The sequence below is a fragment of the Burkholderia sp. BCC1993 genome (assembly GCF_905339865.1).
GTDB lineage: Bacteria > Pseudomonadota > Gammaproteobacteria > Burkholderiales > Burkholderiaceae > Burkholderia.
In genome coordinates this window covers 18,372-43,581 of sequence record NZ_CAJPGZ010000010.1, presented here as the reverse complement: position 1 = coordinate 43,581, position 25,210 = coordinate 18,372, and the positions used below count along the sequence as shown (strand labels likewise).

Below are 25,210 nucleotides of genomic sequence, written 5' to 3'. Positions count from 1 at the left end.
GAATCGGCCAGTGTTTAAACGCCATTCGGCGCCCTCGGTATGATGCGTCGCAACGGAGTAAAAAACGACGACCGAAGTTGATTGGACTGATTGTCCGAGAGCACGCCATGACGCACACGAGTGTCGATCATTCGGGAGATGAAGCGGCAGCAGATGTTGGGGGAAAGCGGTCACGCAGGAATCGGGATATCGGCGTTGTCGTCTTCGAGGGGTTCTCGTTGTTCGCGGCGGGCGCGGTATTCGAGGTGTTCGAAGTAGCCAATGAAATCTATGCGCCGCGCGCGACAGGGCTTCCGCTGTACGACATTCGCTTCTATTCGTCGAAAGGTGGAAACATCGTCTGGTCGTCGGCCATCAGCGTGCGGACATTCGCATGCGATGCGGGCTCGGCGCACGCATTCGATGCGCTATTCGTCGCGGGTGGCGAAGGTGCGCGGCGCGCATCGCGCGACGCCCGGGTGATCGACTGGTTACGGATCGTGCTGCCGAAGGCAGGCATGGTCGAGACGATCGGTGAAGGCAGGATGTTGATCGATGCGGCGCTGAATGGTCCGCACGTGATCGATGCCGTGGATGCAGTGCGCGTGGGTCGCGGCGGCTACGAGCCGGCAAGAGCCGCATTGGCGCTCATCGAACGTGACCTGGGTGGCGACGCGGTGCGAGGCATTGCGGCGCGGCTCGCGCTGAGCGACATATTCGAGCCGGCCGAGCAGGATGGTGAGGTGCGCAATGGCACGCCTGCCGACCGGGTCCGCGCAACGGCAAGCTGGTTGCGCAAGAACTGTGGAAGAGCCATATCCGTCAGCGATGCAGTGCGGGTTGCTGAAATGAGCGAACGGAACTTCCTGCGGCATTTCAAGCAGGAAATCGGCGTGACGCCGTCCGAATTTCTGCTGCAGGTTCGCCTGGAGCGCACGGTGCAGATGTTGATGGAAACCGATTTGCCGATCGGCACGATCGCGCGGCAATGCGGGTGGGGGAACGGTGATCGCCTGGCCAAAATTTTTCGGCGACACCTCGACGTGACACCCTCGGAATACCGGTCCCAGGCACGCTCGAGCCAGACGGAACTGGAGTTGTAGAAGGGGCTGGATAAGCTTCGGCGAAGGGACGGAGCTCATTCCCGGATTTTCAGATCGAATCATTGCCTGAGAGAATAGGAGTGCAGATTATGTCGGCATCCATCGAAACAGAGCGCGGCGAAACAGGACCGATCGGCTCAGGTCGCGGCGACGCAGTCGACGTGAAGGTCAGCGTCGCGCCCGTCGTTCTCGCGGGCGGATCGGGGTCGCGCTTGTGGCCCATGTCGCGCGAACAGTATCCGAAGCAGTTGATCGGCGTACTGGGTGCGGATTCCCTGCTGCAGGCAACCGTCCAGCGCATGACGGGTTTTTCGATCGAAGCAGGCGATGTATCGGCGCCCATCGTCGTTTGCGGCGACGAGCATCGTTTCGTCACGGCGGAGCAGCTTCGGGCTAGCGGGCTCGATGCCCGCGTCATCGTCGAGCCGGCCCGACGCGATACGGCGCCCGCACTTACGCTGGCGGTTGCCGCCGCCAGTGCGGACGGGAAAGACGCGATCGTCGTCGCGATGCCGGCCGATCACGCCATTGCCGATACCGCCGCGTTTCATCGTGCGATCGCACTCGCGGTGGAGCATGCGCGGCGCGGCGCGATCGCGACGCTTGGCGTGCCGCCGACCCGGCCCGATTCGGGGTTCGGCTACATCAAGATCGGCGAGGCCCTTGGTGCCGGTGCGCACCGCATCGAGCGATTCGTCGAGAAGCCGGCCGCCGAACTCGCGGCGCAGTACGTCGAGTCGGGTACGTACTGGTGGAACAGCGGCATTTTCGTCGTGCGCGCGAGCGTCTGGCTCGACACGTTGCGCACGCTCCAGCCCGATATGCATGCCGCATGCCTCGCGGCACATGTAGACGGCAAGCACGATGGCCCGTTCTTCCGGCCGCATGAGGATGCCTTTCTTAAATCACCGTCGGATTCGATCGACTACGCGGTGATGGAACGCCTCGTGTCCGACGCGAGCCTGGTGGAGGGCGTGGTCGTGCCGCTCGATGCGGGCTGGTCGGATCTCGGCTCGTGGGATGCGGTTTGGGAGGCACTCGACAAGGATGCGGACGGCAACGTCGGGCGCGGCAAGGTCGTGTTCGAAGGTGCGACGTCGAGCTTCGTGCATTCGGAAGGGCGGCTCGTCGCATGTGTCGGCATGACCAATGCCGTCGTCGTGGAAACCGCCGACGCGGTGCTGGTGGCGGACCGTTCGCGCGTCCAGGACGTGAAGGGCCTCGTGAACCGGATTCGCGCGCAACAGGCGCCGGAAGCCGACACGCACCGGAAGGTGCGCCGCCCGTGGGGCTACTACGACTCGATCGATCACGGTGCCCGATTCCAGGTCAAGCGCATCGTCGTGCATCCGGGCGGACGGTTGTCGCTCCAGCTGCACCACCACCGTGCCGAGCACTGGATCGTCGTGAGCGGAACTGCACTGGTTACCCGCGGAGACGAGCAATTCATGCTCGGCGAAAACGAGTCCACCTTCATTCCGCTTGGTGTGACGCATCGGCTCGAGAACCCGGGAAAGTTGCCGCTCGAGCTCATTGAAGTGCAATCGGGATCGTATCTCGGCGAGGACGACATCGTGCGGTTCGACGATACGTACGGGCGCGCGTAATGCCCCGATTCGACTGTGATCGTTGACGTCAGACGGGAGATTGAAATGTTCGGTCTACAAGGCTTGATGGCTCGACTCGTGGATATCGCGTTGATCGTCGCCGGCTCGTTGCTTGCATCGCAATTTCGCTATCAGACGGTTTCAGAAGGGCACTTCGACAGCGCACTCGTCACGTTCGCGATCGCGTTCACGCTAGTGCTGTTTCCGGTATTCGGCGTGTACGAATCGTGGCGGGGACGGTCGATGCTGAGGTTGAGCGGGAAGATCTCGCTCGCGTGGCTCGTCGTTCAGGCGTGCGGGATCGTATTGATGTTCTCGCTCCATCGCTCCGACGTGATTTCCAGGCTGTGGTTCGTGTACTGGACCGCGATGACCGGTAGTGCGCTGATCGCGTCGCGAATCGTCACGCATCTGTTTCTGCGAAGTGTCCGTCATGCGGGCATCAACCTGCGCAGTGTCGCAGTGGTCGGATACGCTCAGCACTGCCAACAGGTTGTTCGAAACATCGAGGAGTCGCCGGCCAGCGGATTCCGGCCGGCCGCCGTATTCGACCTGCGCCCGGTGACCGCGAATGCTTCGCATCGCGTGCCGGTATTCACGGAGCTCGACGCGTTCGCACAGTTTGTCCGCGAGAACGGTGTCCAGGAAATCTGGCTCTCGCTGCCTTTGTCGGAGGAGGCGACCGTTCTGCGGTTCGTCAATACGTTCGGCGACGATCTAGTGAACATCCGCTTTATTCCCGATGTGCGCAGCGTCGCGCTGTTCGACGGCGCGATGATCGACCTCATCGGCGCGCCGGCGATCAATCTCGTGGCATCGCCGCTTCCGCGTCATGCGATGTGGCAGAAGGATGTGTTCGATCGCCTGTTCGCCGCAATCGCGCTGGTGGCGCTGATGCCGCTGATGGTGGTGATCGCCATCGCGGTGAAGTTGTCGTCACGCGGGCCCGTGTTCTTCAAGCAATACCGCAAGGGGGCGGACGGGCGAAAGTTCCAGATTCTGAAGTTCCGCACGATGCGTGCGCACGTCGAACAGCCAGGCGTGGTCACGCAGGCGACGAAGAGCGACTCACGCATCACCCGTGTCGGACGCTTTCTCAGACGAACCAGTCTCGACGAGCTGCCGCAGTTTCTTAACGTGCTGCGCGGCGAGATGTCGGTGGTTGGGCCGAGGCCGCATGCGATCGAGCACGATCGGCTCTATCAAAAGGTCGTCGACGGGTACATCCACCGCTATCGCATCAAGCCCGGAATTACCGGATGGGCTCAGGTGAACGGCTATCGCGGGGAGACCGATCGCCTCGAGAAGATGCAGAAGCGGGTCGAATATGACCTGTATTACCTAAGGAACTGGTCATTCGCGCTGGATATGCGCATTGTCCTTGCGACGGTGACGAAAGGCTTGATGAATACAAACGCGTACTAAATCGGCCTTCACGGTCGGTGGGCGTCCGAGCGAGGCAAGAGTCGAGGAAGATAGGAATGCATGGTTATTGGAAAAATGCAGGCGAGGCCGTGGTGCAAATTCGCAAACTCAACCGCAAGCTAGTTTTCGGTGCGGCTGTAAGCGTAATGCTGTCGGCATGTGCATTTGCGCCAGGGATGAAGATGACAACCCCGGCGACGTTACCGGTTAGCGGGCACGATGCGCAGGTACAGCAACCCGACCTTCAAGTACCGATTACGGATATCACGACGAATTTGATTCGAGGCATGCACGAGGCGGACCTCAAGGCGGATGAGGATCAGATTAGAGATCTGGTAGGCAAGGCCCAAGCCTATAAGTTAGGCAAGGGAGATGTACTCCAGATTACCGTGTGGGACCATCCGGAATTGATGGCGGCGCAAGGAGGGGGGCAAAACGTCAGTACTACGCGTCCGGCAGATCCAACTCAAGGATTTGTGGTCGATAACAAAGGCAATGTGCAAGTGCCGTATGGCGGTGTTGTTCATGTCGAGGGAATGCGTATTGATGAAGCCCAGCGAGCTGTAGAGTATTCATTCATGAGGGTATTTGTGAAGCCCCAGGTTACAGTTCGCGTCGCTTCCTATCGCTCTCAGCAAATCTATGTGGACGGTGAAGTGCATTCGCCGGGAGTCGTTCCCGTCAACGATGTCCCGTTGACCTTGAACGAGGCTATCAGCCGCGCTGGTGGATTTAGTCCGACGGCTGACCAAAGTCGGATGGTCGTGGTGCGAAGCGGAAAGTCCTATCCAATCAATTTGACGCGAATCCTTGATCGCAATATAAGTCCGTCGGATATTGTTCTGAAGGATGGCGATTTGTTACGCGTGGTTTCCCGTGAAGAGCACGGCGTATATGTAATGGGCGAAGTAAATAAGCCAACCAGTGCATATCCACTCAGGAGTGGAAAGCTGACATTAAGTGAGGCGATCTCGCAAGCCGGAAGTGTGAATAGCAACAGCGCGGATGCCGCACAAGTATTCGTCGTACGTGGATCAAATGCGACGGCTCCGGAGGTCTTTCATCTCGACGCCCGGTCCCCTGTCTCAATGCTCCTTGCGAACCAGTTTGAGCTTAAGCCACGAGATGTCGTATATGTGGATGGCAATGGCTTAGTCCGATTTAGTCGGGTTTTGAATTTGCTGTTGCCAGCGGTAAACGCCGGCCTAACGGGTGCCGTGTTGTCGAAATGATTATGGCGGTTTGAGGACGTATTATCGATTGTAGTGCTGCAACGCGAGCCGAGACTAATCAAAAGCAACTTGCGGTGAAATGCCGACGAATAGTTTAGATAAGAATTGATCCGCTTGCGGTTGAGCAGGGAGCTGATTCGCATGAGTATTATCATTAATATGATGTAAGCAGAATCGGCGATTAACCATCGATATGGCGAATCAACGCTTAAATAACAGATTGAGGGGTAACGTATGACGCGCAAAGTTGCTTTGATAACCGGTGTCACGGGGCAAGATGGATCCTACCTTGCTGAACTGCTACTGGAAAAAGGCTACGAGGTGCATGGAATCAAGCGCCGCACTTCACTATTTAATACGGACCGAATCGATCATCTCTATCAAGATCCACATGTTTCAGGTCGCAGTTTCGTGCTGCATCATGGGGATCTAACCGATGCGACCAGCCTTGTTCGTATTATTAAGCGTGTGCAACCAGATGAAATATACAATCTGGCAGCACAAAGTCATGTGGCTGTGTCTTTCGAGGAGCCGGAATATACGGCGAACGCAGATGGAATTGGCGCGCTCCGAATTCTAGAAGCGATTCGTATCCTTGGTCTTGATAAAAAAACACGCTTTTATCAAGCATCGACTTCGGAATTATATGGTTTCGTGCAAGAAATTCCTCAAAAGGAAACGACGCCATTCTACCCTAGAAGTCCGTATGCGGTAGCCAAGCTATATGCATACTGGATCACCGTCAACTATAGGGAAGCATACGGTATTTACGCGTGCAACGGGATTCTTTTCAATCACGAGTCCCCAGTCCGAGGTGAAACTTTTGTAACACGAAAAATTAGCCGTGCAATTGCCCGAATCGCAGTAGGACTGCAAGATTGCCTGTATCTGGGGAATTTGTCGGCTCTGCGAGACTGGGGACATGCTCGTGATTATGTCGAAATGCAATGGCTAATGCTTCAGCAAGATGAACCAGAAGATTTCGTTATCGCGACTGGTATTCAATATAGTGTGCGGGATTTTGTCCAATCTGCTGCTGCTGAGCTCGGAATCACTATTAAATTCGAAGGAAGCGGTGTGGATGAGGTGGGGGTCGTAGAGACGGTTGCTGGAAACGAGGTAAATGTCTCGCCCGGTGAAATTATTGTTCGAGTTGATCCTCGCTATTTCCGTCCAACGGAAGTGGAAACATTGCTTGGTGATCCGACGAAAGCGCATCAGAAGTTGGGTTGGAAGCCGCGAACCTCGTTTCAATCATTGGTTCACGAAATGGTTAATGCTGATCATCAGGCTGCCAAGAGGGATGCACTCATAAAATTGGCTGGTTTCAAAACCTTTGCCCACAATGAGTAATTATCGTGAATAAGAAACTTGGTGTTTTTGTTGCCGGACATCACGGGATGGTTGGCTCTGCGATTGTTAGAGCATTGAAGGAATCCGGATACGAGAACATTATCACTCGTTGTCGGAAAGATCTTGATCTAATTTGCCAGTCGCAAGTGGAGAGTTTTTTTAATTCGCAGTCGATTGATGTTGTGCTATTGGCTGCTGCGAAGGTTGGCGGAATAAAGGCGAATGACTCGTACCCAGCCGATTTTCTATACGAAAACTTGATGATAGAGGCCAATGTAATACATTCGGCATTTCGTGCCGGGGTGAAGCGTCTCATATTTCTCGGGTCCTCCTGTATTTATCCTCGTGATTGCGATCAGCCGATTAAGGAAGAATACTTGCTGGGCGGACATCTCGAGAAAACAAACGAACCGTATGCAATTGCAAAGATCGCGGGAGTTAAGCTCTGCGAATCTTATAATCGTCAGTATGGGACGAAGTATGTCTCGCTCATGCCAACGAATCTCTATGGCCCGAACGATAACTATGATCTAAACACAAGTCATGTGTTGCCAGCTTTGCTTAGGAAAGCGCATGAAGCGAAGATGGCTGGAACAGATGTGCTCGAAGTTTGGGGGAGCGGCAGCGCTAGACGAGAATTTTTGTACGTTGACGATCTTGCCGCGGCGGCGATTTTCTTAATGGAAAATGGCGTCGAAAATGGTATTTATAACGTCGGATGCGGTGAAGATATTACTATCGGGCAGCTTGCGAGTTCGATAATGCGCGCGATCGAATGGAATGGGAATATTGTGTTTGACAAAACCAAACCAGATGGAACTCCTCGAAAATTGCTGGATGTGAGCAGACTCGCTAATATGGGTTGGCGGGCAAAGGTTAGCCTCGAAGATGGATTGAAAATGACTTATTCAGCTTTTATGAAAAGCTAGGTGCATATCCGGTTTTTTTGAGATTTAAAGGAATCGTTCTGACGACGCACTTTATATATAGATTGCGATGCGCTGAAAATTTTCGAGCGGCTTCAATATTAAAGGGCGTGAAGAAGTGAAGGAAGATATGAAAGGACTATCATACTCAGTAGTGCGTTCAACTGCACTAGGTGGCCTCCTTAGCATATTTTTTTTTGGCGCATTCAGCATTAGTAATCTCTGCGTTGCTCACGAGTTGATGAATAAAGATATCGGAAACTCATATCAATGGCAGATCGGTTCCAGTGCTCTTATGACGAGTGAAAGACTAGCGAACAATATGTTCCTTGGTGGAGCTGCTCCCGGTATGGGAGGGTTTACCTCGACAGGTGGCTACCCCATCCAGGGAGGCGCAGTGACTCCGGAGAACAGCATAGGTGGTTCCGATGGAGGAAGCGCTAGTTCGCTTTTCGGTAATGTGAAGAATGACAGGGTAGGGGCTAGTTATTTGTCCACCTTGGATCGGTCGCTAAACAATCAGACTGCTTATTCGACTTTTCCTGGTCAGGGGCAACTTTATGCTCCGTTGCATGGAAAATCGTCGCCGACAAAGTTGAAGCGCCGTTGTGTAAATTCAAGTTCTAATCAACCGGTATGCCAATTCCCGTAGATAAATGTGGAGCTGGGCCAATATTACTTAATTTGGTGTTGAAATTCTGAATTAAATATTATCCGGGACGCTTCCGTGTATTTTGCTGAGATGAATTCGATTCTTGTCCTCTGCGAGGGAAATGTCTGTAGGAGTCCGATGGCCGGGGCTATCCTGCAAGATAAACTTCCTCAAATAGTTGTGCACACGGCCGGTATCCGACCGATGATTGGGCAACCAGCCGATCCGGTTGCGGTCGGCTTGATGGCAGAGCGAAATCTGGATATTAGCTTGCACCGGGCAAAGCTTTTGAATCGTGAAAAAGTAGTTGCTGCGGCCGTCATATTTGTGATGGAGCGTTGGCAAGAACAGGTCGTGCTTAATTCCTTTCCGCTTGCCCGCGGGAAAGTATTTTGTTTGGGACGCGATCAGTCATCGGATATTCCGGATCCCTACAAATTGGGACTTGATGCTTTTGTGAAAAGTCTTTCTTTAATCGATGCTGGGGTAGACAAATGGCTTGGGCCACTGACTCATCTTTTCAAACGGGCGCAATGAGAAATGAAAATGGATAACATTAGCACGCCAGTTCAACAGAGATTTACGGAAGAAGATGGTCAACTCGACCTCGGCCATATGTTGGACGTGATGTACGATTATCGATGGATGATGGGAGGGGTAATTCTCGTTATCTTCTTGATCGGCGCGATCTATGCATTCACCGCAACGCCAGTTTATCGGGCCGATATACTTGTGCAAGTTGAAGAGAATCCGAACTCAACGCGTAGCTTGCTATCTGACGTGAGTACGTTATTTGATATCAAGTCGCAAGCCAGTACCGAAATAGAAATTATTAAATCGCGCCTGGTGGTTGGGAAAGCGGTGAATAACCTGCGGCTCGATATCGATGCAGAACCTTTGCGGTTTCCCTTTTTGGGGGAATGGATTTCTCGATTCAACTCTACGATAAGTAAGCCCGGGTTATTTGGATTTGGCGGATTTGTATGGGGAAGGGAGTCGATTAAAGTTTCGAAATTTGATGTGCCACCGTCATTGTATGGAAGGGAATTTCAACTAGAATTGGCTAATGGCGGTCATTATTCATTAATTGATAAAGAGCACAATCTCGCATATCGTGGTGAAATTGGTCATCGTTTGGTGGCCACTTCCCCTTTCGGCGAGATAAATTTGTTAGTGGATTCTGTCCATGGAGCACCTGGTGCACGTTTTACGCTGATTCAACGGTCACCTGTTGGGACGGTTGCTGCTCTTCAAGGCAAGCTGCAGATCGCCGAAAAAGGTAAGGAGTCGGATGTCATCGGTGTTGCTCTGGAGGGGGAGCGGCCAGCACATATTGCTGACATTCTGACCGAGATTGCCAAGGAATATATTAATCAAAATATTGAGAGAAAATCGGAAGAAGCGCAAAAGTCGCTCAAATTTCTAGATAAACAACTTCCGGAACTTAAATCGAGGCTCGAGGCGGCCGAACAACGATTCAATAGCTTCCGTGTCAAAAATAACACCGTGGATCTTAGCGGAGAGGCTGCTTCGACGTTGCAAAACTCTGTAACGCTTCAATCAGCACTGCTGCAATTGGTGCAACAACGTGACGAACTGGTAACAAAATTCACGCCAAACTATCCTTCGGTTAAAGCAATCGATGCGCAAATAGCAAGATACAAAAATGCGATAGCGGAAAACGAAGCGAGGACGCGTGCGTTGCCGCCACTGGAGCAGCAAGTAGTTCGCCTTCAGCGAGATGTGTTGGTTAACACAAGTTTGTATACAAATTTGCTTAACAATTATCAGCAGCTACAGTTAATTAAAGCGGGAAAAATCGGAAATGTCCGATTGGTTGATTCAGCTACCACGTCTGACGTTCCAGTCAAACCTCGCCGTGCGGTCATTATTGGGGTATCCGTGATCCTCGGACTCATCGTGGCTGTGGCGACAGCATTTTTGCGCCGTGCAATCTTTGGAGGATTGGAGTCAGCTAACGATATTGAAAATCGAATTAATCTTCCGGTTTATGCAACTGTGCCTGTAAGTGAAAATCAGCGGACACTTGTAAGGAGTCGGCAGCGAGATGGTCAGTCGGGAATATTGGCTGATATTAAATCGACCGATCCGGCAATCGAAAGCTTAAGAAGTTTTCGAACTGCGCTTCAATTTACGTTAGCGGAAGCGAAGTCGAATATTCTTCAGATAACCGGGGCGACGCCCAATATGGGCAAGTCATTCATATCTTTAAATCTGGCGGCGGTACTTGCTGATTCTGGGTGTCGGGTCTTGCTCATCGATGCCGATTTGAGGAAGGGGGCATTACATACCGCGTTGGGACAACAGAGAGAAAATGGGCTTTCCGAAATTATTGTACAAGGACGCACCCTTGAGGACGTAGTTCGGCGAGATGTTCGCAGTAATCTCGACTTTGTCGCGACTGGTGAAATTGTTCCGAATCCAGCCGAAGTAATTTCTTCAAAGAAGTTCGCGCACTTCCTAGAAAGCATGACCGGGAGGTACGATATCGTTTTAGTTGATTCGCCACCTATTTTGCCAGTTGCGGAAACGTCCACAATAGCGATGCTTGCGGGTCTGACTTTCTTGGTTGCTCGACGAGGTGTTTCGACAATCGGCGAGCTGGATGAGGCGAAGAAGAGATTAACGCAAGTTGGCGTAAATCCGAAAGGCATTATCTTCAATTGCGTAGTACCACGCCCGGGGCGTTATGGATATAGCGACGGTAGATATCGCTACTCATATTACACTTACGCCGGGTACTTGAACGAGAAAGCGTAAGAGATGAATCTCGACGAGATATTGTCCATCTATGGAGGTTGATTATGGAGACCATCGGCCTCTTTGTTGACATTTCCGCGTTTCTATTTTGTTTGTTCCTATTCTTGGGGCAAAAGAGAAGTTGTAGTATGTTTAGCCCTCTGTTTTGGTATTTGATATTCCATTTTGTGGTATTTATATTTAGACCGGCACTGGGGGAATTGTTTGATTTCAATGCTGTCTGGGATTATATCGGGGTAACCCCGGATGAAAGTGATCTCGCACTCACTCATATCGTCGTAGCAGCGGGTTTGATCTCGTTCACAGGCGGATATTTTTTTTCCATCAATAAAAAGAGTGCTGTTTATTCTGAAAAGACAACTCAGAATTATGCAATCAGCACAAAGACGGTCGTAATAGTTTGGCTCATTCTTGGCCCCATAGCGATTTATTCTATGTTGTCGGCGGGTCTGGGGATTTCTGCGGGGGGAGCGAACTACGCAAATATGACGACCGTTAATAATATATCTATTAATACGAATGAAAATGGATATATTTTGGATGCTCAATTTCTTCTAGTAGGTCTGTGCGTGATTCTTTTGTATCAGCAGGGTTTTAAGGCCAGGAGCTTTATGCCATTGCTCGGTTTCTTCTTTATTCGATCTTATGTTGGTGGGGGACGATGGTCGATCGTTCTTACAACCTTAGCGGTTGCATTATTGTATCTGTATTCCAAGAAGAAGTATTGGCCTCCGCGTCGTTGGATCTTCTATGGGCTTCCAATCTTCGCTCTCTTCGGTGTTCTGGGACAAGATAGATCATTTATTCGAGGGTTGATTGACCCATCCCTCGCTAGCACCACAGTCGAGCACTCGATAGGCGATAGTTTGCTAATTCCGTTTCAAGGACCGGACTTCGCAAATTTTGATACGCTTACGATAATACTAAAATTTGTTCCAGCGGTAACAAAGACATATACGTACGGTGTTCAATATTTGCAGATCTTCACCGAACCTATTCCACGTGTTTGGTGGCCGGGGAAACCAGTCGGGGCGCCAATTCAGCTTTTTAACCTGAACGACTACGCCAACTTCTTTGGCTTGACACGGACTTCGGTTGGCGATGCTTGGACTAGTGCAGGAATCGTTGGCGTTGTACTACTGCACGTCGCATACGGGATGTTCTTTGCGACGACATATAATTGGTTTATGCGGAATTCGCATAAACCGATAAACGCAATGATGTATATTTGCTTTTGTGCGTTGTTTATTCAGTTTTTCCGAGACGGCTGGATTATCTCATTTTTCAAATTTCCGGCGCTTACGATCGCACCGGTTGTATTGGCGGCCGCAGTGAATAAATTTTTAGGTATCAAAAGGGGACGGCAGTCTCTGATAAACGATACTGACCGCTTCTCTGCACCAGCTAACCGTAGCTAACACCGTAAATATTGGATTTTTGAACTTCGTAGCTCCCAATTTAGGGTGACGTTGATGTTTACTGAGGGACATCGTGAGAAAATTTAGCGTAATTCTCCGGCAAGTCACTTTATTTATTGTGTGGGCAGTGTTTCTTTCTGATTCTTCGCTCGGCTCCAAATTTGATCAAGTAGAGCAAAGGACGCAGGGAAAGTATGTTTTTGCTCACTATATGGTTTGTTGTCCAGTGAAGGGGCCAGGGGCAAGCGTTGATGATTATAAGGACGAGATACGTTCGGCGCAGAAATATCATATCGATGGATTTGCACTGAATTGCGGACACTGGAATGAGGTAGAGCCGGAATATAAAAAGCGCGTACTCCGAATCTATGAGGCTGCAAAAGAGTTAGGAACTGGTTTCAAGTTATTTATATCTGACGATGGATTGAGTCGTCAGGAGCTCGAAGATATCGTTGACACGTTGAGTAATCAACCAAATCAATTTTATTTCCGTGGAAAATTTGTTTTGTCAACTTTTTCGAGAGAGGGAAAGGATAATAGACAAGGCAAAGAGTTGATGGAATTTGCAAAAAACAAAAGGTTGTTTTTTATTCCATTTTTCTATACGAGACCAATAGTTTTCCCGCTGATCTCCGATCTTCTAGCTGAAAATCTGATCAATACATTCCCCGACATTGATGGATATTTCTATTTTGCTGCAGGAACGAGGTCTGATCAAGTCGTAAATTCCAATATAAATTTATCTCGAAGTCTCCACGAAAGAAAAAAAATATTTATGGCGGGAATTTATCCGTATTACCGCGGAAATTCTACAAACTATAGATTGTTTGACACAAAGGGATTTCAAGGTATGGAGGATCAGTGGCGATCTGCCATTGATGTAGGTGCCGATTGGGTAGAGCTCGTAACGTGGAATGATTGGAACGAATCGACGTATATGGCTCCATTCGGAAGTCCGGATACGACGGCGCTCACTTGGGGTACAGCCGGGAAATTGCTCTCTCATAGCGCCTATCTAGAAGCAAGCAAGTACTATATTGATTGGTTTAAAGCCGGTGTGCCACCGCATATCTCCACCGACCAACTCTACTATTTTTATCGACTGGCACCGATGAAGTTGAGTGCGACGGTAACGCCGAAGGAATTTTCCGATATGGGTCGTCCTAAAAATGTATCCACATTGGAAGATCGTGTTTACGTGACGGCTTTTCTAAAGTATCCAGCAACTTTGATTGTGGAAATTGGTGGCGATCATTCGACTTTCAATTTGCAGGCCGGACTGCAAAACGTCGACGTACCGTTCGAATTCGGCCGACCGACATTTACTTTGATCCGCAATGGAAGTGTGATTTTGAAAAAAACAGGAGAGCAGGAGATCTCGGATTCAGACAGTAGTTCGAGATTCAATTATTTTTCTGGTCACGCATTGGTGGAAGAGACGTTCCGATAGGTAACGTTCGCTGGTCGATACGATTTTTTGATTTCTGAACTAGATGGGTGTCGGTGATATGAATGACTATCATTTTATGCGCCGAAGCGGAGTGACCTCATGAATTTACCTCAAGATCTAAGTCGTTTTGTCATGCCGCGGGGATTCCGAGGACGTCACGCAGTAATTGTGCAATTATGGTGGATTGTCCAGGCAACATTATTTAGATGCTCGCCACAAATTGCGTATGGATTCCGGCGTATGTTATTAAGGGCATTTGGCGCAAAAATCGGGAAGCGAGTTCTCATAAGACCGTCCGCAATTATTACGTATCCTTGGAAGGTACAGATTGGAGATTTCGCGTGGGTTGGCGATAACGTACACATCTATAGCCTAGGTGATATTTCAATCGGGGCGCATTCAGTAGTTTCGCAAGGGACATATTTGTGCGGTGGAGATCACGATTATCGATCGGTTGATTTTCCGATTCGTGGGGCCGGGTTAAAAGTGGGATCGGGTGTCTGGATTGCGACTGAGACATTTGTCGCACCTGGAGTAATTATCGGGGACGGTGCAGTGGTGGGTGCTCGTAGCGTGGTTATAGGAAATATGCCAGCTCACATGATTTGTGCCGGCTCACCTGCGAAGCCCATCAAGAATAGAGTTTTGTTTAATGAGCGGGATGGGGCAGGCTGATTTTTGTGAGATATTGTTTTAGATTATTTTTAATCAAAAGCATTCAATAATTGATTGATGAATGAAATATCGGCGCCGGAATAGAGACATATGAGCCTAGGAGCAAGAATCGGAAAAGGGATCCTGGTCAATGGATTTGGACAGGCTGTCACGATATTGGGGCAGCTCATAATATTGCCGACACTATTGATCCATTGGGGCGCCGAGCAGTACGGGGCATGGATCATTTTAAGCGTTATCCCACAATATCTTGCGTTAAGTGATATGGGATTTAGCTCCGTGGCGGGAAATGAGATTGCCATGGCACTCGGCCGCAAGGATCCGATGAAAGCAAAAAATGCTTTTCGTGGGGCACTTGTGGCGAACATTGTCGCGTGCATTGCGGTGATTTTCCTGACTTGCCTGTTAATAATACTGCAAAGTCAGTTTCAGATATTACCTATTCACGGATTTCGGGAAGACTCTTCAGTCATAATTTTGCTTATTTTCGGAATTCAGGTTTGTTTGACTTTTTTTCAAAATTGTAGTGTTGCCAGTTTTCGTGGGGGTGGACAATATCCCTACGGTGCATTTCTAAATAATGTCCAACGCCTTACGGAAATTATGGCGACTGTATCTTCGGCTTTGCTCGGCGGAAGTCCAATAGTAGTAGCGCTATCTGTTTTGATCGTTCGGATAATCTTTGTAATTGGGATGTTTCGCCAGTTAGCCGTTCGGTTTGAGTGGGCGAGGTTTGTTTTATCGAAAGACGGCTTACTAGTGGCTCGGCGATTGATACGCCCCTGCCTAGGTTATATGGCGTTGCCTGCCAGCGTCGCCGTGTCGCAAAGTGGAAGTGTCATGCTAATCGGATACATGTTTGGACCGTTACAGGTAATTGTATTTACCGCCATGCGTACTCTCGCGCGTTTATTGGTTCAGTTGTCTACGGCGATCAACTCACCCATAGTTCCTGAGATTTCGTCAGCCTATGCTTCCGAAAATATGCCTTTGGTCAGAAAGTTACACGCCGCGGCAATGCGAGCGGCATTGTTTATCGGAATGCTGGTGGGGGCGAGCATGATTTGGCTGGCTCCATTCATTTTCGACCACTGGACAAAAGGGAAGGTCGTTTTTGATATAAATCTATTTATACCATTATTGATTGCGGTTATCCTGAATATGTTGTGGGGTACCAGCGCTATTGTTTTGCTGGCAGTTAACTTGCATACCAGATTCACCCTATGGGCATTGATTTTCTCGATCTTCGGTCTCGCGGCTTGTTATGTGATCGCGAAAATATCTGGATCACTTTCAATGGCGGCGTATGGGCTCGCTTGGCAAGAGTTGATTATGCTAATCATAGTTTTGAGAAGTTCGTTAAAACTAATAAGCCAAAATAGAATTGAGTTTTTATCTTCGATATTTTTAGTGAAGATGGTTAATATTTCGTGAGGAAAATTGAAAAATTTGCGACGCATGACATCGATGCATTGGTGTCGATTGCAGAGTGAAAGGATAATTTAAATTGAGAAGTATTTTGTGTAGAAGTAAATTGTGTTTGAGGTGGGGTTGGTTTGTCATATTAACATCCATGTGGATGTGCCGGAATGTTGTTGAGCGCTGCAGAGATTTGTTTTTTGTGTTCGAGTCATCAACAAGCATTATGTTGTGGGCTGCGACTTTTTCGCGATAATGGTCGTGATGTTGGTGTCCGCTGGTATTTTTTATAAAGCGGGAATTATATATGAGGCATGTCAATTTTAGATCAGATATTCAGGGGCTTCGGGCGATAGCCGTGCTTTCTGTCGTGTTGTTTCACGCTAACAAATCGCTTATTCCAGGTGGATACGTAGGCGTTGATATATTTTTTGTGATATCTGGATATCTGATTAGCAGAACAATTTTGGGTGAAATTGAGCGGGGAGAATTCTCGATTGCCGAATTCTATCGACGTAGGGTACGAAGGATATTTCCCGCGCTATATTCGGTATTGTTTTTCTCGATGATTTGTGGGTATTTTCTGCTTTCTCCAAAAGATTTTATGGAGTTAAGTAAAACCATAGTCGGTTCTATCTTTTTCGTCTCAAATATTGTTTTTCTTCACCTCTCCGGATATTTCGACGGCTCTGCTGAGCTGAAGCCGCTTTTGCATACGTGGTCGCTGGCTGTCGAGGAGCAGTTTTATATTCTACATCCCCTGATTCTGATTTTAATTTTTAGAATTAGAAAGGAATTGTACATTCCTGTTGTGCTAGTTCTTATGCTCGTGTCGCTTTCTCTTTCGGTATGGATGTTACATCAACATCCGGGTGCGGCTTTTTACTTGACGCCGCCTAGATCCTTCGAGTTACTGATTGGGGCATTTTGTGCTGCACCAGGATTGAGTCTTTTGAAAGGTCGTAAGAGTAATGAGATGTTGGCCATTTCTGGAATTATTCTTATTGCCAGTGGCCTGATTTTATATAATGAACGAGTTGCCTTTCCTGGATTTGCTGCGCTAGTGCCATGCGTTGGGGCTGCAGCGATTATTTGTGCGAACGCAAAATGGCAGACGTTTGTTGGAAGAGTGATTTCGAATAAGGTGTTTCTATTTTTTGGTGACATTTCATATTCGTGGTATCTTTGGCATTGGCCGGTTCTAGTTTTTTTAAAGCATATTTATGGCGATGAATTGTCGCCAACCGAAATTGGTATGGCCATAATTATCGGGTTAATTGCGGCGGTGCTTTCTAGATATTATGTCGAACGTCCTTTTTTGGGCGTCAAAGCGGCCAGGACTCCTGTTTTGAAAGTGGGGGTAACTATTATGGTGCTTGGATGTATTGCTCCAATAGTTGTTGGTGCATCGCAAGGAATGCCAAACCGATTTTCTACCGATGCTCAAAGACTATTTGATGCGTCAAATGACTATAATGTGCGACGCGTAGAATGTCATAGTGATGGATCGAGAATTATTCCCTATTCAAATAATTGTACATTTGGGGCGAAGAATGTGCCGCCTAGTATCGCAATATGGGGAGACAGTCATGGCGCAGAATTGTCTGTTGCGTTAGGGCAGAAGCTGGTGGCGAACGATCAATCGGTAATGGAAATCACTGCTTCTGCCTGTCCGCCCTCAATAGGATATTCAATTGAGAGTAGGCCATTTTGTGTAAAGCATAATAATGATACGCTTGTACATCTTCTTGAAGATAGGAATATAAAACAGGTCGTCATGGTAGCGAACTTCTACAGATACAGAAGTTTCGCGTACGCAGATATGCTGGACGGATTCAGAAGGGCAGCGCTTGCTTTGGACCGGGCAGGTAAGAAGGTGATTGTACTGTATCCGATACCGGTTCAATCATTCGATCCACCAGCCATTTTGGGCGTCGCTGCTCAAGATGGCAGGAATTTGAATTCATATGGTTTGAGCGAGAAGATATACCGCGCTAAAAATTCAGCCGTATTTGAAATGCTCGAATCACTTGAAAGGGATAGTAGTGTTAGGGGAATTTATACGCAAAGATACTTGTGCGATTCGGTGTGCCATGTATACGCACCTGATTTTGGCGTTCTTTACTTCAACGAAGATCATTTAAGTATTAGTGGAGCAAAAATACTGGCTGAGGCTATTGTTGAATTGAAATAAATAGGAGAGTGGATGGTTGTCGCCGAATAAGATGTTTTCTCTCATTTCAGTTGAGGGGGCTCTAATTTGGCGATTTTTTATTTTGTCAATTGACGTTTTGATTTGCGGCGGACTACCGTGAGGTGGTATAGCACATAAATAAATGTCAAGGCTTACGTAGAAAGTGATGTTGCAAAATAAAAAGGTACTGAGGGGATGGGTGATCGAAGATCCGTGTCATTCGGAATGTTATTGATGCGCCGACTGGCGTCAGTTTTCAACTGTGCACTTGTGCGGCATTGATGGCGGACTTGGCCGGGATCGATGTCGGCTGTGGTGCGATAGAACTGTACGATTAGCCATGGCAGTATGACGGGGGGCCGCGAGCGCTCGGAAACATGTGGCGGTCATATTGGTAAAGCTGTTCCGCCAATACTTAGTATATTCCCGTTTCGAAGTGTAGCGACTGCGACTTCGCGTGCGTCAGACATCGCGGCAGTGAACCGCTGTAATCGAGCCACGAGTTCTTAGAACATATTGTCGACAACAAATTGACCTCGGAAATCGCGCAAGAAGCAATACGAGTCGCGCCCCGGCTCCCAAACATCACGACGCACCTTGGACCTTGTTACTGACCGGATTGAGTACTGCATCAAGGCCTCGACCTCGTCTGGTTGATGAAGATCTTTTGGGACAAGGTGGTTTAGCCATCTACGACTGCATGATCTGGCTGTTCGAGTCAAGGTATTGGCCGCTGGGCGATGGGATTGTTTGATATTAAAAGATAGTCGCGCGGCCGAGTTCGCAGTGTATTCGCCAACTGATGGATCTGGATACCGAGGGAAAATCCCATCGAATCAGATTGCTTCGATAACCCGCTCTTAATGAATAAGTTGACGAAGATGAAGATATTATTTATTTCTCATGCATTTTATCCGTCGGTTGGCGGAATTGAAGTTAATTCGGAAATTCTGGCTCGAAATTTCGTAAATCTTGGGCACGATGTAGTTCTCGTTACCCAGACTCCATCGAAATGCGAAACATCGTTTCCGTTCGCGGTCATCCGCCGGCCGGGTGTATGGCAGAGAATTGGATTGATAATGTGGGCGGATGTTATTTTTCACAATAATCCGTCTCTTCGGTATGCATTAATCGGAATTTTGCGATATAGGAAAACGTATGTCGCGGTAAGAACTTGGATCGCTGGAGTTGATGGTAAGCCAAGTTTTAGAAGTAGATTGAAAAGGCTTTTTCTTCGTGAAGTGAAAGGTCGAATTTATGTAAGTAAGGCCGTTGCGACAGACTGTGAATACGCCGGAAACGTAATTGGGAATCCATATAGAAATTCGGTATTTCGTAATGAAATTTCCTACGACAGTAGACCGCGAGAGTTCTTGTTTGCGGGGCGTCTCGTCAAGGATAAAGGGGCTGATATTTTTATCCGGGCTCTAGCACAAGCAAGTTCGACAATAAAGATTTCGGGAGTAACCATAGTTGGTGAAGGTGAAGATAGATCTGAATTGGAAGTTCTTGCGCATTCTCAGTGCCCAGACATCGAAATCGATTTCGTTGGAAAGAAAAATGCTTCCGAAATCGCATCAATTTATAACCAGCACAAGATATTAGTGATTCCGTCTCGTTGGGCTGAGCCTTTCGGAAATGTTGCATTGGAAGGTCTGGCATGCGGTTGCATAGTAATAGTATCAGATGGCGGTGGGTTGCCGGATGCTGTCGGAGAATGTGGTCTTGTGTTTCGCCGCGACGATGTTGAGGATCTGGTTAGTCAGATGATTCGTGCTCACGAAAATAGAGACCTTCGAGATAATTTATTTAGTAAATACCAGGTGCATTTGTCTCGGCATGTTGAATCCGCTGTTGCAGAAAGATATTTGGAAGTCGTATCAAATAAAGTTGCTCCGAATTGGAGCTAGTTTTATAGGTTATTGAGAAATTGATGGGCTATTTCATGTGCTTGATGATGTATTGAGCAAGTTCTCGAATTGATATTTTTTTGAATTTGAGTGGGCGTAATATGCGAATCCTTTTTGTGATTGGGAATCTTAGTGATTATCACATCCCTCGATATAAATCTTTTGCCGATTTGTGTGTCGAGCGAGGATTCGAGGTCAGATTAATTGAGGTGTACGGGGAATCTGGGCTATACGAATATCCTCAGAGCAGCAGAGATTCTTTTCAGCGCGATATAAAATACGATAAGAGGACTTTATTCCCAAATCTTAAGGAGGGTTTGGTGCGGGGTTGGCGTTTGTTGAGGGCGATAAGAGTCGAAGTAAGTGATTTTTCCCCTGATGTGATAGTAACGCTGGGATACAACACAAATTATTCTATATATTTGGCCTTTGGTAAAATATTTCATGGCTACAAGATAATTTTTACTTCAGATTCGAAGGCTGACGACGGGAGAAGGTCGATTTGGAAAGAGAAATTAAAGGGATTAATTGTTTCGCGCTTTGATGGTGCTTTGGTCGCCGGAAATAAACATCGGAGATATGTAAAAGGTCTGGGGATTCCAATGGATCGCTCTCGAGTTGGATTTGACGTGATCGATGTGGAAATGTTTGGAGAAATAGCGGCAAAAGCAAAGCTGGATGAATTTTCTGTTAGAGAGACCCTTTGTTTGCCCGATCGATATGTTCTGTGTGTTAGTCGATTTATCGATAGAAAAAATATTATTGGTGTCTTGGAGGCATTCGGAAAAGCAAATGAAAGGAGTGAGTCCGTTTGTTTAATCTTGATCGGTGATGGACCTCTGGAATCAACCATCAGGGAGAGGGTTGGCGCACTGGGACTTGAGGATAAGGTAATAATGCGGGGCAGTGTTTTGAACATAGAGATGCCAAAATATTACGCGTTGGCGGAGTATTTGGTTCTTGGAAGTAAGTATGATCAATGGGGTATATGTGTTAGTGAAGCGATGGCGTCTGGTATTCCTACGATCGTAACTTCGACTTGCGGATGCGCAGACGAAATCGTGATCGACAATGAGACGGGCTTTGTTGTGGCGCCGGATGACGTTGATGCGCTGTCTAAAAAAATGATCGAATTGTTGGAAGAGGCGTCTACGAGACATAAGCTTGCACGGCGAGCAAAAATGCTTATTCGAGATTGGTCTCCGGAACTCTATGCAACAAATTTGCTTGATCTGGTGAAAGTGATTTCTTGAGATTATAAAAATTATAAATTTATCGAGCTATTTATCACATTGCCCAGAAGTTGACAGGCATAGAGTTGAAGGAATTTTATTGCGGCCAGTCGGGATTATCTTTTTACGACTGTTGAATTTTAGATTGTCTTGGTTGAGGTTCTTAAATGAAGGGCAAACCTACTGTGTTCATGATCGGCGCATTTCCACCGCCGGTTCATGGCTTGTCAAATATGAACCAGACCATGATGGAAAGACTTCGGCAATGCGCAAATGTGATTCCGTTTGATACGACTTGGAGGGGTAGTTCAAAAAATAAGATTGCGTCGACGTTTCGTCGCTTTCTTGATGGTGTGAAGCTAATAGTGAATTATTGTTTTTTGATGATTTCGCATCGGCCTGTTTCACTTTACGTTGCTCTTTCGGGTGGGAAGGGGCAAATTAGAGATTCAATATTTCTGGTTATTGGTAGATTTTTGGGTGTGCGGGCCTTTGTTCATCACCATAGCTTTAGATACATTAACAAACGAGACTGGGTGACTTCTATAATATTTTCAATTTCGGGAAAGGTGACGCATATTGTGCTCTGTGAGGACATGGCGGCGCGGCTCCGAGATCGGTACGGGGGTCTGGTAACGGACGTACGGGCAATTTCGAATGCGGAAATTATCGGGATGAAATTGAGTCCTGGCATTAAGGTTGAAAAAAATGTTAACCGTTCGGGGTTGACGATTGGTTTTTTGTCAAATATTACGCGGGAAAAGGGAATATTTAGATTATTTGATATTGTTGATAAGTTGAGGGGCGAGGGTGTCGATCTGAAGGTAATAATTGCTGGTCCCCTTGATGAAAGTATTCGGGAGCAATTTGAGTTGTGCGTGCGTTCCGAGGATAGGGTCGACTATATTGGCCCGGCCTACGGCGAAAAGAAAGAGTTGTTTTTTGGATCAATTGATCTGTTGGTGTTTCCATCCGCCTACGAGAATGAGGCAGAGCCATTAACTATAATAGAAGCGATGAGCAGGATGATTCCAGTGATCGCAACATCAAGAGGATGTATTCGATCACTATTGGTAGCCGGTGGGGGAGTGGCTTATCCTGATGATTCTGATTTTGAGGGAAGAGTCGCTGATTTTATAAAATATTTATCTGAGAATCCTGCGCACTACGAGAAACTGTCAAGGGAAGCATTCGAGCGTGCCATGTACCAGACTTCAGTTAGCCATAACATTGGAGAGTTGGTGTCGGCACTGCTCGGAGGGTAGGCTTGCTGAAGCCGGCGTTATTTGTATGAGATGTTGGGCTCGTATGTTTTGTTGATCGGGAATCTATATGATGCTCTCAAGGCCTCTCGTTGGAAGAAACATAGATTTGCTGCGCGGTGTGGCAGCACTTTTCGTTCTATTTTTGCATGCTCGAGAAATATTTTGGATTGGAATGCGTGCTTTTTGGTTGGAGGGGCCGGGAGCAATCTCTGCATCTAGGATTTTTGGATATGCTTCTTTCCCGCTCGTATGGGGGTCGATTGGAGTGCCCGTTTTTTTTGTGTTGAGCGGTTATTGTATTCATCGTGGATATGCTGGAGATTCGAAGGCTAATTTTTTGTTTCGAGATATGGCGTTGAGGTTTTGGTTTAGGCGTTTTGTTAGGATATATCCGGTATTGTTTGCGGCATTGATTGTTACGTTAATTCTCGATTATTTGACTTTGAAGCTATTGCCGGGTTATGTGAGAGTTGGTGATTTATCAATTCGGGATTTTTTTGTTAATTTGCTCGCGTTGCAGGGAGTGGTTGGAGGGGTATTTGGTTCTAATGGCGCATTGTGGACCTTGTCTATCGAAATTCAATTCTACATCGTATATCCATTTTTGCTTATTTTGATTAGGGCATGGGGTGTTCGGAATGTTATGTTTTTTGTTCTGATGGTAAATGCGATTTCGTGTATTGTTTTACATGAAAGTGGAGTCAAGGTGTTTGCCTCTTATTGGTTTTCGTGGTACCTGGGTGTGCTGGTTGCGGAGGGGGAGGTTGATAAATATGCGAGAGAGATGAGGGTGCGGTTATCGGGTGGTGTTTTTCTATTGGTGGTGGGATGTATTTTATTTTTTAAGCTTCCTTTTGTTGCATTTCAAGTGTGGTCGTTGTCGTTTGCCTTGTTTCTTGGTGTGATATTGGTTGTTAAAGATTGGAGTGGATTAACAGTTACGTTATTGGAAGGGGTTGGTAAGTTAAGTTATTCGTTGTATATTACGCATTTGCCGTTATTGGTTTTTTTGTCGGCGATTTTGTTTCGTGGCGTTCGGCAGGAAAATATTGGATGGGTGGCTTTGGCTGGCTTATTGGCTATCGGGTTTTCGTATGTTTTTTATCTTTTCGTTGAGAAGCCGGCAATTGATTGGCTTTCAAAGAAATCGAGGCGTCAGAAATATATGATTTTCGGGTCTTGACTTTAAATTTACTTGTCGCCAAGCTGGCGTGAAAATTATTCAATGAATTGAACTGTTGCTTCGGAGAAGTGCTCATTGCGTTTGCCATTCGGTTTGTTGTAGCCAGTGAAGCGACAGCATCAACGTAGCGTCGCTGATGCTGTCGCTGATGGCATCAGCGACAAGTTTTGTTGACTCAGTTGGGTCGTGACACGCGTGTCACGAATTTCGATTCGTAATTTCTAGCTTAAGCAGTTCAAGTATAGGTTGCGCAGCTTATCGGCATACTGATTCCAGTTGTGAGTTTGCGTCGCGGCAAGGATCGCCTGTTGAGAGAACTCTCTCACTTTTTCCGGAGAATTAGCCATTTCGTTGATCGCGTCAGCAAGCTCAATGGAGGAACCTGCGGGGATAATCTTTCCGGTGCGGTCGTGCTCGATAATCTCCGCAGCCCCCGATTCGCGCGTGGCAATGATGGGAAGTCCAGTCGCAAGGGCCTCGCATAGAACGACTGCCAAGCCTTCCTCGAGTGAAGGCAGCACGAAGAGATCAGCCGAATTATAGTGCTCGTTGAGTTCGGCATTGTCTACGCGAGGAATGTGCTTGAAGAGATGCTGATAGCTAGCCAGTAGGGGCTTTATTCGTGGATCTATTTGGCCGATCAGCGTAACGTGTAGTCGTTTGTCATCAAGCTTCTTAATTGCCTCAAGAAGATAGAGTTGACCCTTTCGTAGTGTTATCTGACCGACACATAGAATGTTGAAGCTATCTTTGAGTGATGTATTTTTTTCTAAAGGGTGGAACCTATTGACATTGGCGGCGTAGGGAATCACCTTGATGATATTTGGCGGAACGCCCTGCTGGACGAAAGATTCACGGACAATTTCAGAAGGCGCGAGTACGTAATTATACATTTCTAACTCATCGATGAGCCTTTGCTGTTGTCGGTTTATTCTGTTTTCATGCTGAATCCCGCGCTTGCTTTCCTCTTGAGTCAGGATTTCGTCGTGATAGATTGGATGTGTATTGACGACCTCGCCGATTACGATTGAACCTTCCTGCTTTGCTCGCTTCACAATTTGCAGTGATGTGCCATGTGCCATCACGTGCAGCAATGGTGTCGGGCGCCAGTTCAGTTGGACGCCGATCTGCCAAAGGTCGTGGTATGTCGGATACAGCGTGTCGCTGAATCGACCCTTGAGCAGCTTCGCGTGTGCTCGGAGCGCGTATTCCTTGAGCCAGACATTTACCGCGCGGCTATGTGTTAAGGAGAATGCGGAGTTACGTATTTTATGGGAGTAGTAAAATGTATCAAGGATCCCAAATTCGTCTAATTTTTCAACATAGTTGTGAAAATGGAATCGCCCGCATACTGCAACGCTAACCTTCATAATTCGGTGCTCCGTGCAAAATTCTGTTAACGCCGA

The 25,210-nt window shown here is 47.9% G+C and carries 18 protein-coding genes; 17 read left to right on the top strand and 1 reads right to left on the bottom strand.

The window, feature by feature from the left end:
• The first annotated feature begins 107 nt into the window (after nucleotides 1-107).
• The 17 genes from U4Y91_RS17925 (at nucleotide 108) to U4Y91_RS17845 (ending at nucleotide 23,804) form a co-directional block, all read left to right on the top strand.
• Complete coding sequence (locus tag U4Y91_RS17925) at nucleotides 108-1,082, top strand: GlxA family transcriptional regulator (RefSeq protein ID WP_321806162.1); 975 nt, start codon at nucleotides 108-110, stop codon at nucleotides 1,080-1,082.
• Between the two features lie 89 nt (nucleotides 1,083-1,171).
• Entirely contained in the window at nucleotides 1,172-2,689 is a 1,518-nt protein-coding gene (locus U4Y91_RS17920; protein WP_321806161.1) for a mannose-1-phosphate guanylyltransferase/mannose-6-phosphate isomerase, read from the top strand.
• A 45-nt stretch (nucleotides 2,690-2,734) separates the two neighbouring features.
• Nucleotides 2,735-4,114 (top strand): undecaprenyl-phosphate glucose phosphotransferase, encoded by a 1,380-nt coding sequence (locus U4Y91_RS17915; RefSeq protein WP_321806160.1) that lies wholly within the window; start codon nucleotides 2,735-2,737, stop codon nucleotides 4,112-4,114.
• A 56-nt stretch (nucleotides 4,115-4,170) separates the two neighbouring features.
• Nucleotides 4,171-5,346, top strand: a complete 1,176-nt coding sequence (locus U4Y91_RS17910) for a polysaccharide biosynthesis/export family protein (protein WP_415750473.1) — start codon at nucleotides 4,171-4,173, stop codon at nucleotides 5,344-5,346.
• Nucleotides 5,347-5,580: 234 nt separating this feature from the next.
• A complete protein-coding gene (gene gmd / locus U4Y91_RS17905; protein ID WP_044846976.1) occupies nucleotides 5,581-6,699 on the top strand; it encodes a GDP-mannose 4,6-dehydratase in 1,119 nt (372 codons plus the stop codon).
• A gap of 5 nt (nucleotides 6,700-6,704) precedes the next feature.
• Entirely contained in the window at nucleotides 6,705-7,628 is a 924-nt protein-coding gene (locus U4Y91_RS17900; protein ID WP_044846975.1) for a GDP-L-fucose synthase family protein, read from the top strand.
• Nucleotides 7,629-8,367: 739 nt separating this feature from the next.
• A complete protein-coding gene (locus U4Y91_RS17895) occupies nucleotides 8,368-8,814 on the top strand; it encodes a low molecular weight protein-tyrosine-phosphatase (protein ID WP_044846974.1) in 447 nt (148 codons plus the stop codon).
• A 9-nt stretch (nucleotides 8,815-8,823) separates the two neighbouring features.
• Nucleotides 8,824-11,058, top strand: a complete 2,235-nt coding sequence (locus U4Y91_RS17890; protein WP_321806159.1) for a polysaccharide biosynthesis tyrosine autokinase — start codon at nucleotides 8,824-8,826, stop codon at nucleotides 11,056-11,058.
• 44 nt (nucleotides 11,059-11,102) lie between these two features.
• Nucleotides 11,103-12,476: an O-antigen polymerase gene (locus U4Y91_RS17885; protein ID WP_321806158.1), complete on the top strand. Its 1,374-nt coding sequence runs from the start codon at nucleotides 11,103-11,105 to the stop codon at nucleotides 12,474-12,476.
• A gap of 73 nt (nucleotides 12,477-12,549) precedes the next feature.
• Nucleotides 12,550-13,926, top strand: coding sequence for an endo-1,3-alpha-glucanase family glycosylhydrolase (locus tag U4Y91_RS17880; protein ID WP_321806157.1), 1,377 nt, complete (start codon nucleotides 12,550-12,552; stop codon nucleotides 13,924-13,926).
• 99 nt (nucleotides 13,927-14,025) lie between these two features.
• The gene (locus tag U4Y91_RS17875) at nucleotides 14,026-14,601 is read left to right on the top strand and encodes a putative colanic acid biosynthesis acetyltransferase (RefSeq protein WP_044846971.1); all 576 of its coding nucleotides are present in this window, start codon (nucleotides 14,026-14,028) and stop codon (nucleotides 14,599-14,601) included.
• Between the two features lie 90 nt (nucleotides 14,602-14,691).
• A complete protein-coding gene (locus tag U4Y91_RS17870) occupies nucleotides 14,692-16,035 on the top strand; it encodes a hypothetical protein (protein ID WP_321806156.1) in 1,344 nt (447 codons plus the stop codon).
• Between the two features lie 292 nt (nucleotides 16,036-16,327).
• On the top strand, nucleotides 16,328-18,214 hold the full coding sequence (locus U4Y91_RS17865; protein WP_321806155.1) for an acyltransferase family protein: 1,887 nt from the start codon (nucleotides 16,328-16,330) through the stop codon (nucleotides 18,212-18,214).
• Between the two features lie 863 nt (nucleotides 18,215-19,077).
• Nucleotides 19,078-20,124 (top strand): glycosyltransferase family 4 protein, encoded by a 1,047-nt coding sequence (locus tag U4Y91_RS17860; RefSeq protein ID WP_321806154.1) that lies wholly within the window; start codon nucleotides 19,078-19,080, stop codon nucleotides 20,122-20,124.
• A gap of 101 nt (nucleotides 20,125-20,225) precedes the next feature.
• A complete protein-coding gene (locus tag U4Y91_RS17855; protein WP_321806153.1) occupies nucleotides 20,226-21,377 on the top strand; it encodes a glycosyltransferase family 4 protein in 1,152 nt (383 codons plus the stop codon).
• 146 nt (nucleotides 21,378-21,523) lie between these two features.
• Nucleotides 21,524-22,621 carry a glycosyltransferase family 4 protein gene (locus U4Y91_RS17850; RefSeq protein WP_321806152.1) on the top strand — a complete coding sequence of 366 codons (1,098 nt, stop codon included), beginning with the start codon at nucleotides 21,524-21,526 and terminating at the stop codon, nucleotides 22,619-22,621.
• A gap of 67 nt (nucleotides 22,622-22,688) precedes the next feature.
• On the top strand, nucleotides 22,689-23,804 hold the full coding sequence (locus tag U4Y91_RS17845) for an acyltransferase (RefSeq protein ID WP_321806151.1): 1,116 nt from the start codon (nucleotides 22,689-22,691) through the stop codon (nucleotides 23,802-23,804).
• Between the two features lie 221 nt (nucleotides 23,805-24,025).
• On the opposite strand, the gene U4Y91_RS17840 is transcribed toward U4Y91_RS17845, so the two are convergent.
• A complete protein-coding gene (locus U4Y91_RS17840) occupies nucleotides 24,026-25,174 on the bottom strand; it encodes a glycosyltransferase family 4 protein (protein WP_082088643.1) in 1,149 nt (382 codons plus the stop codon).
• Nucleotides 25,175-25,210: the final 36 nt, after the last annotated feature.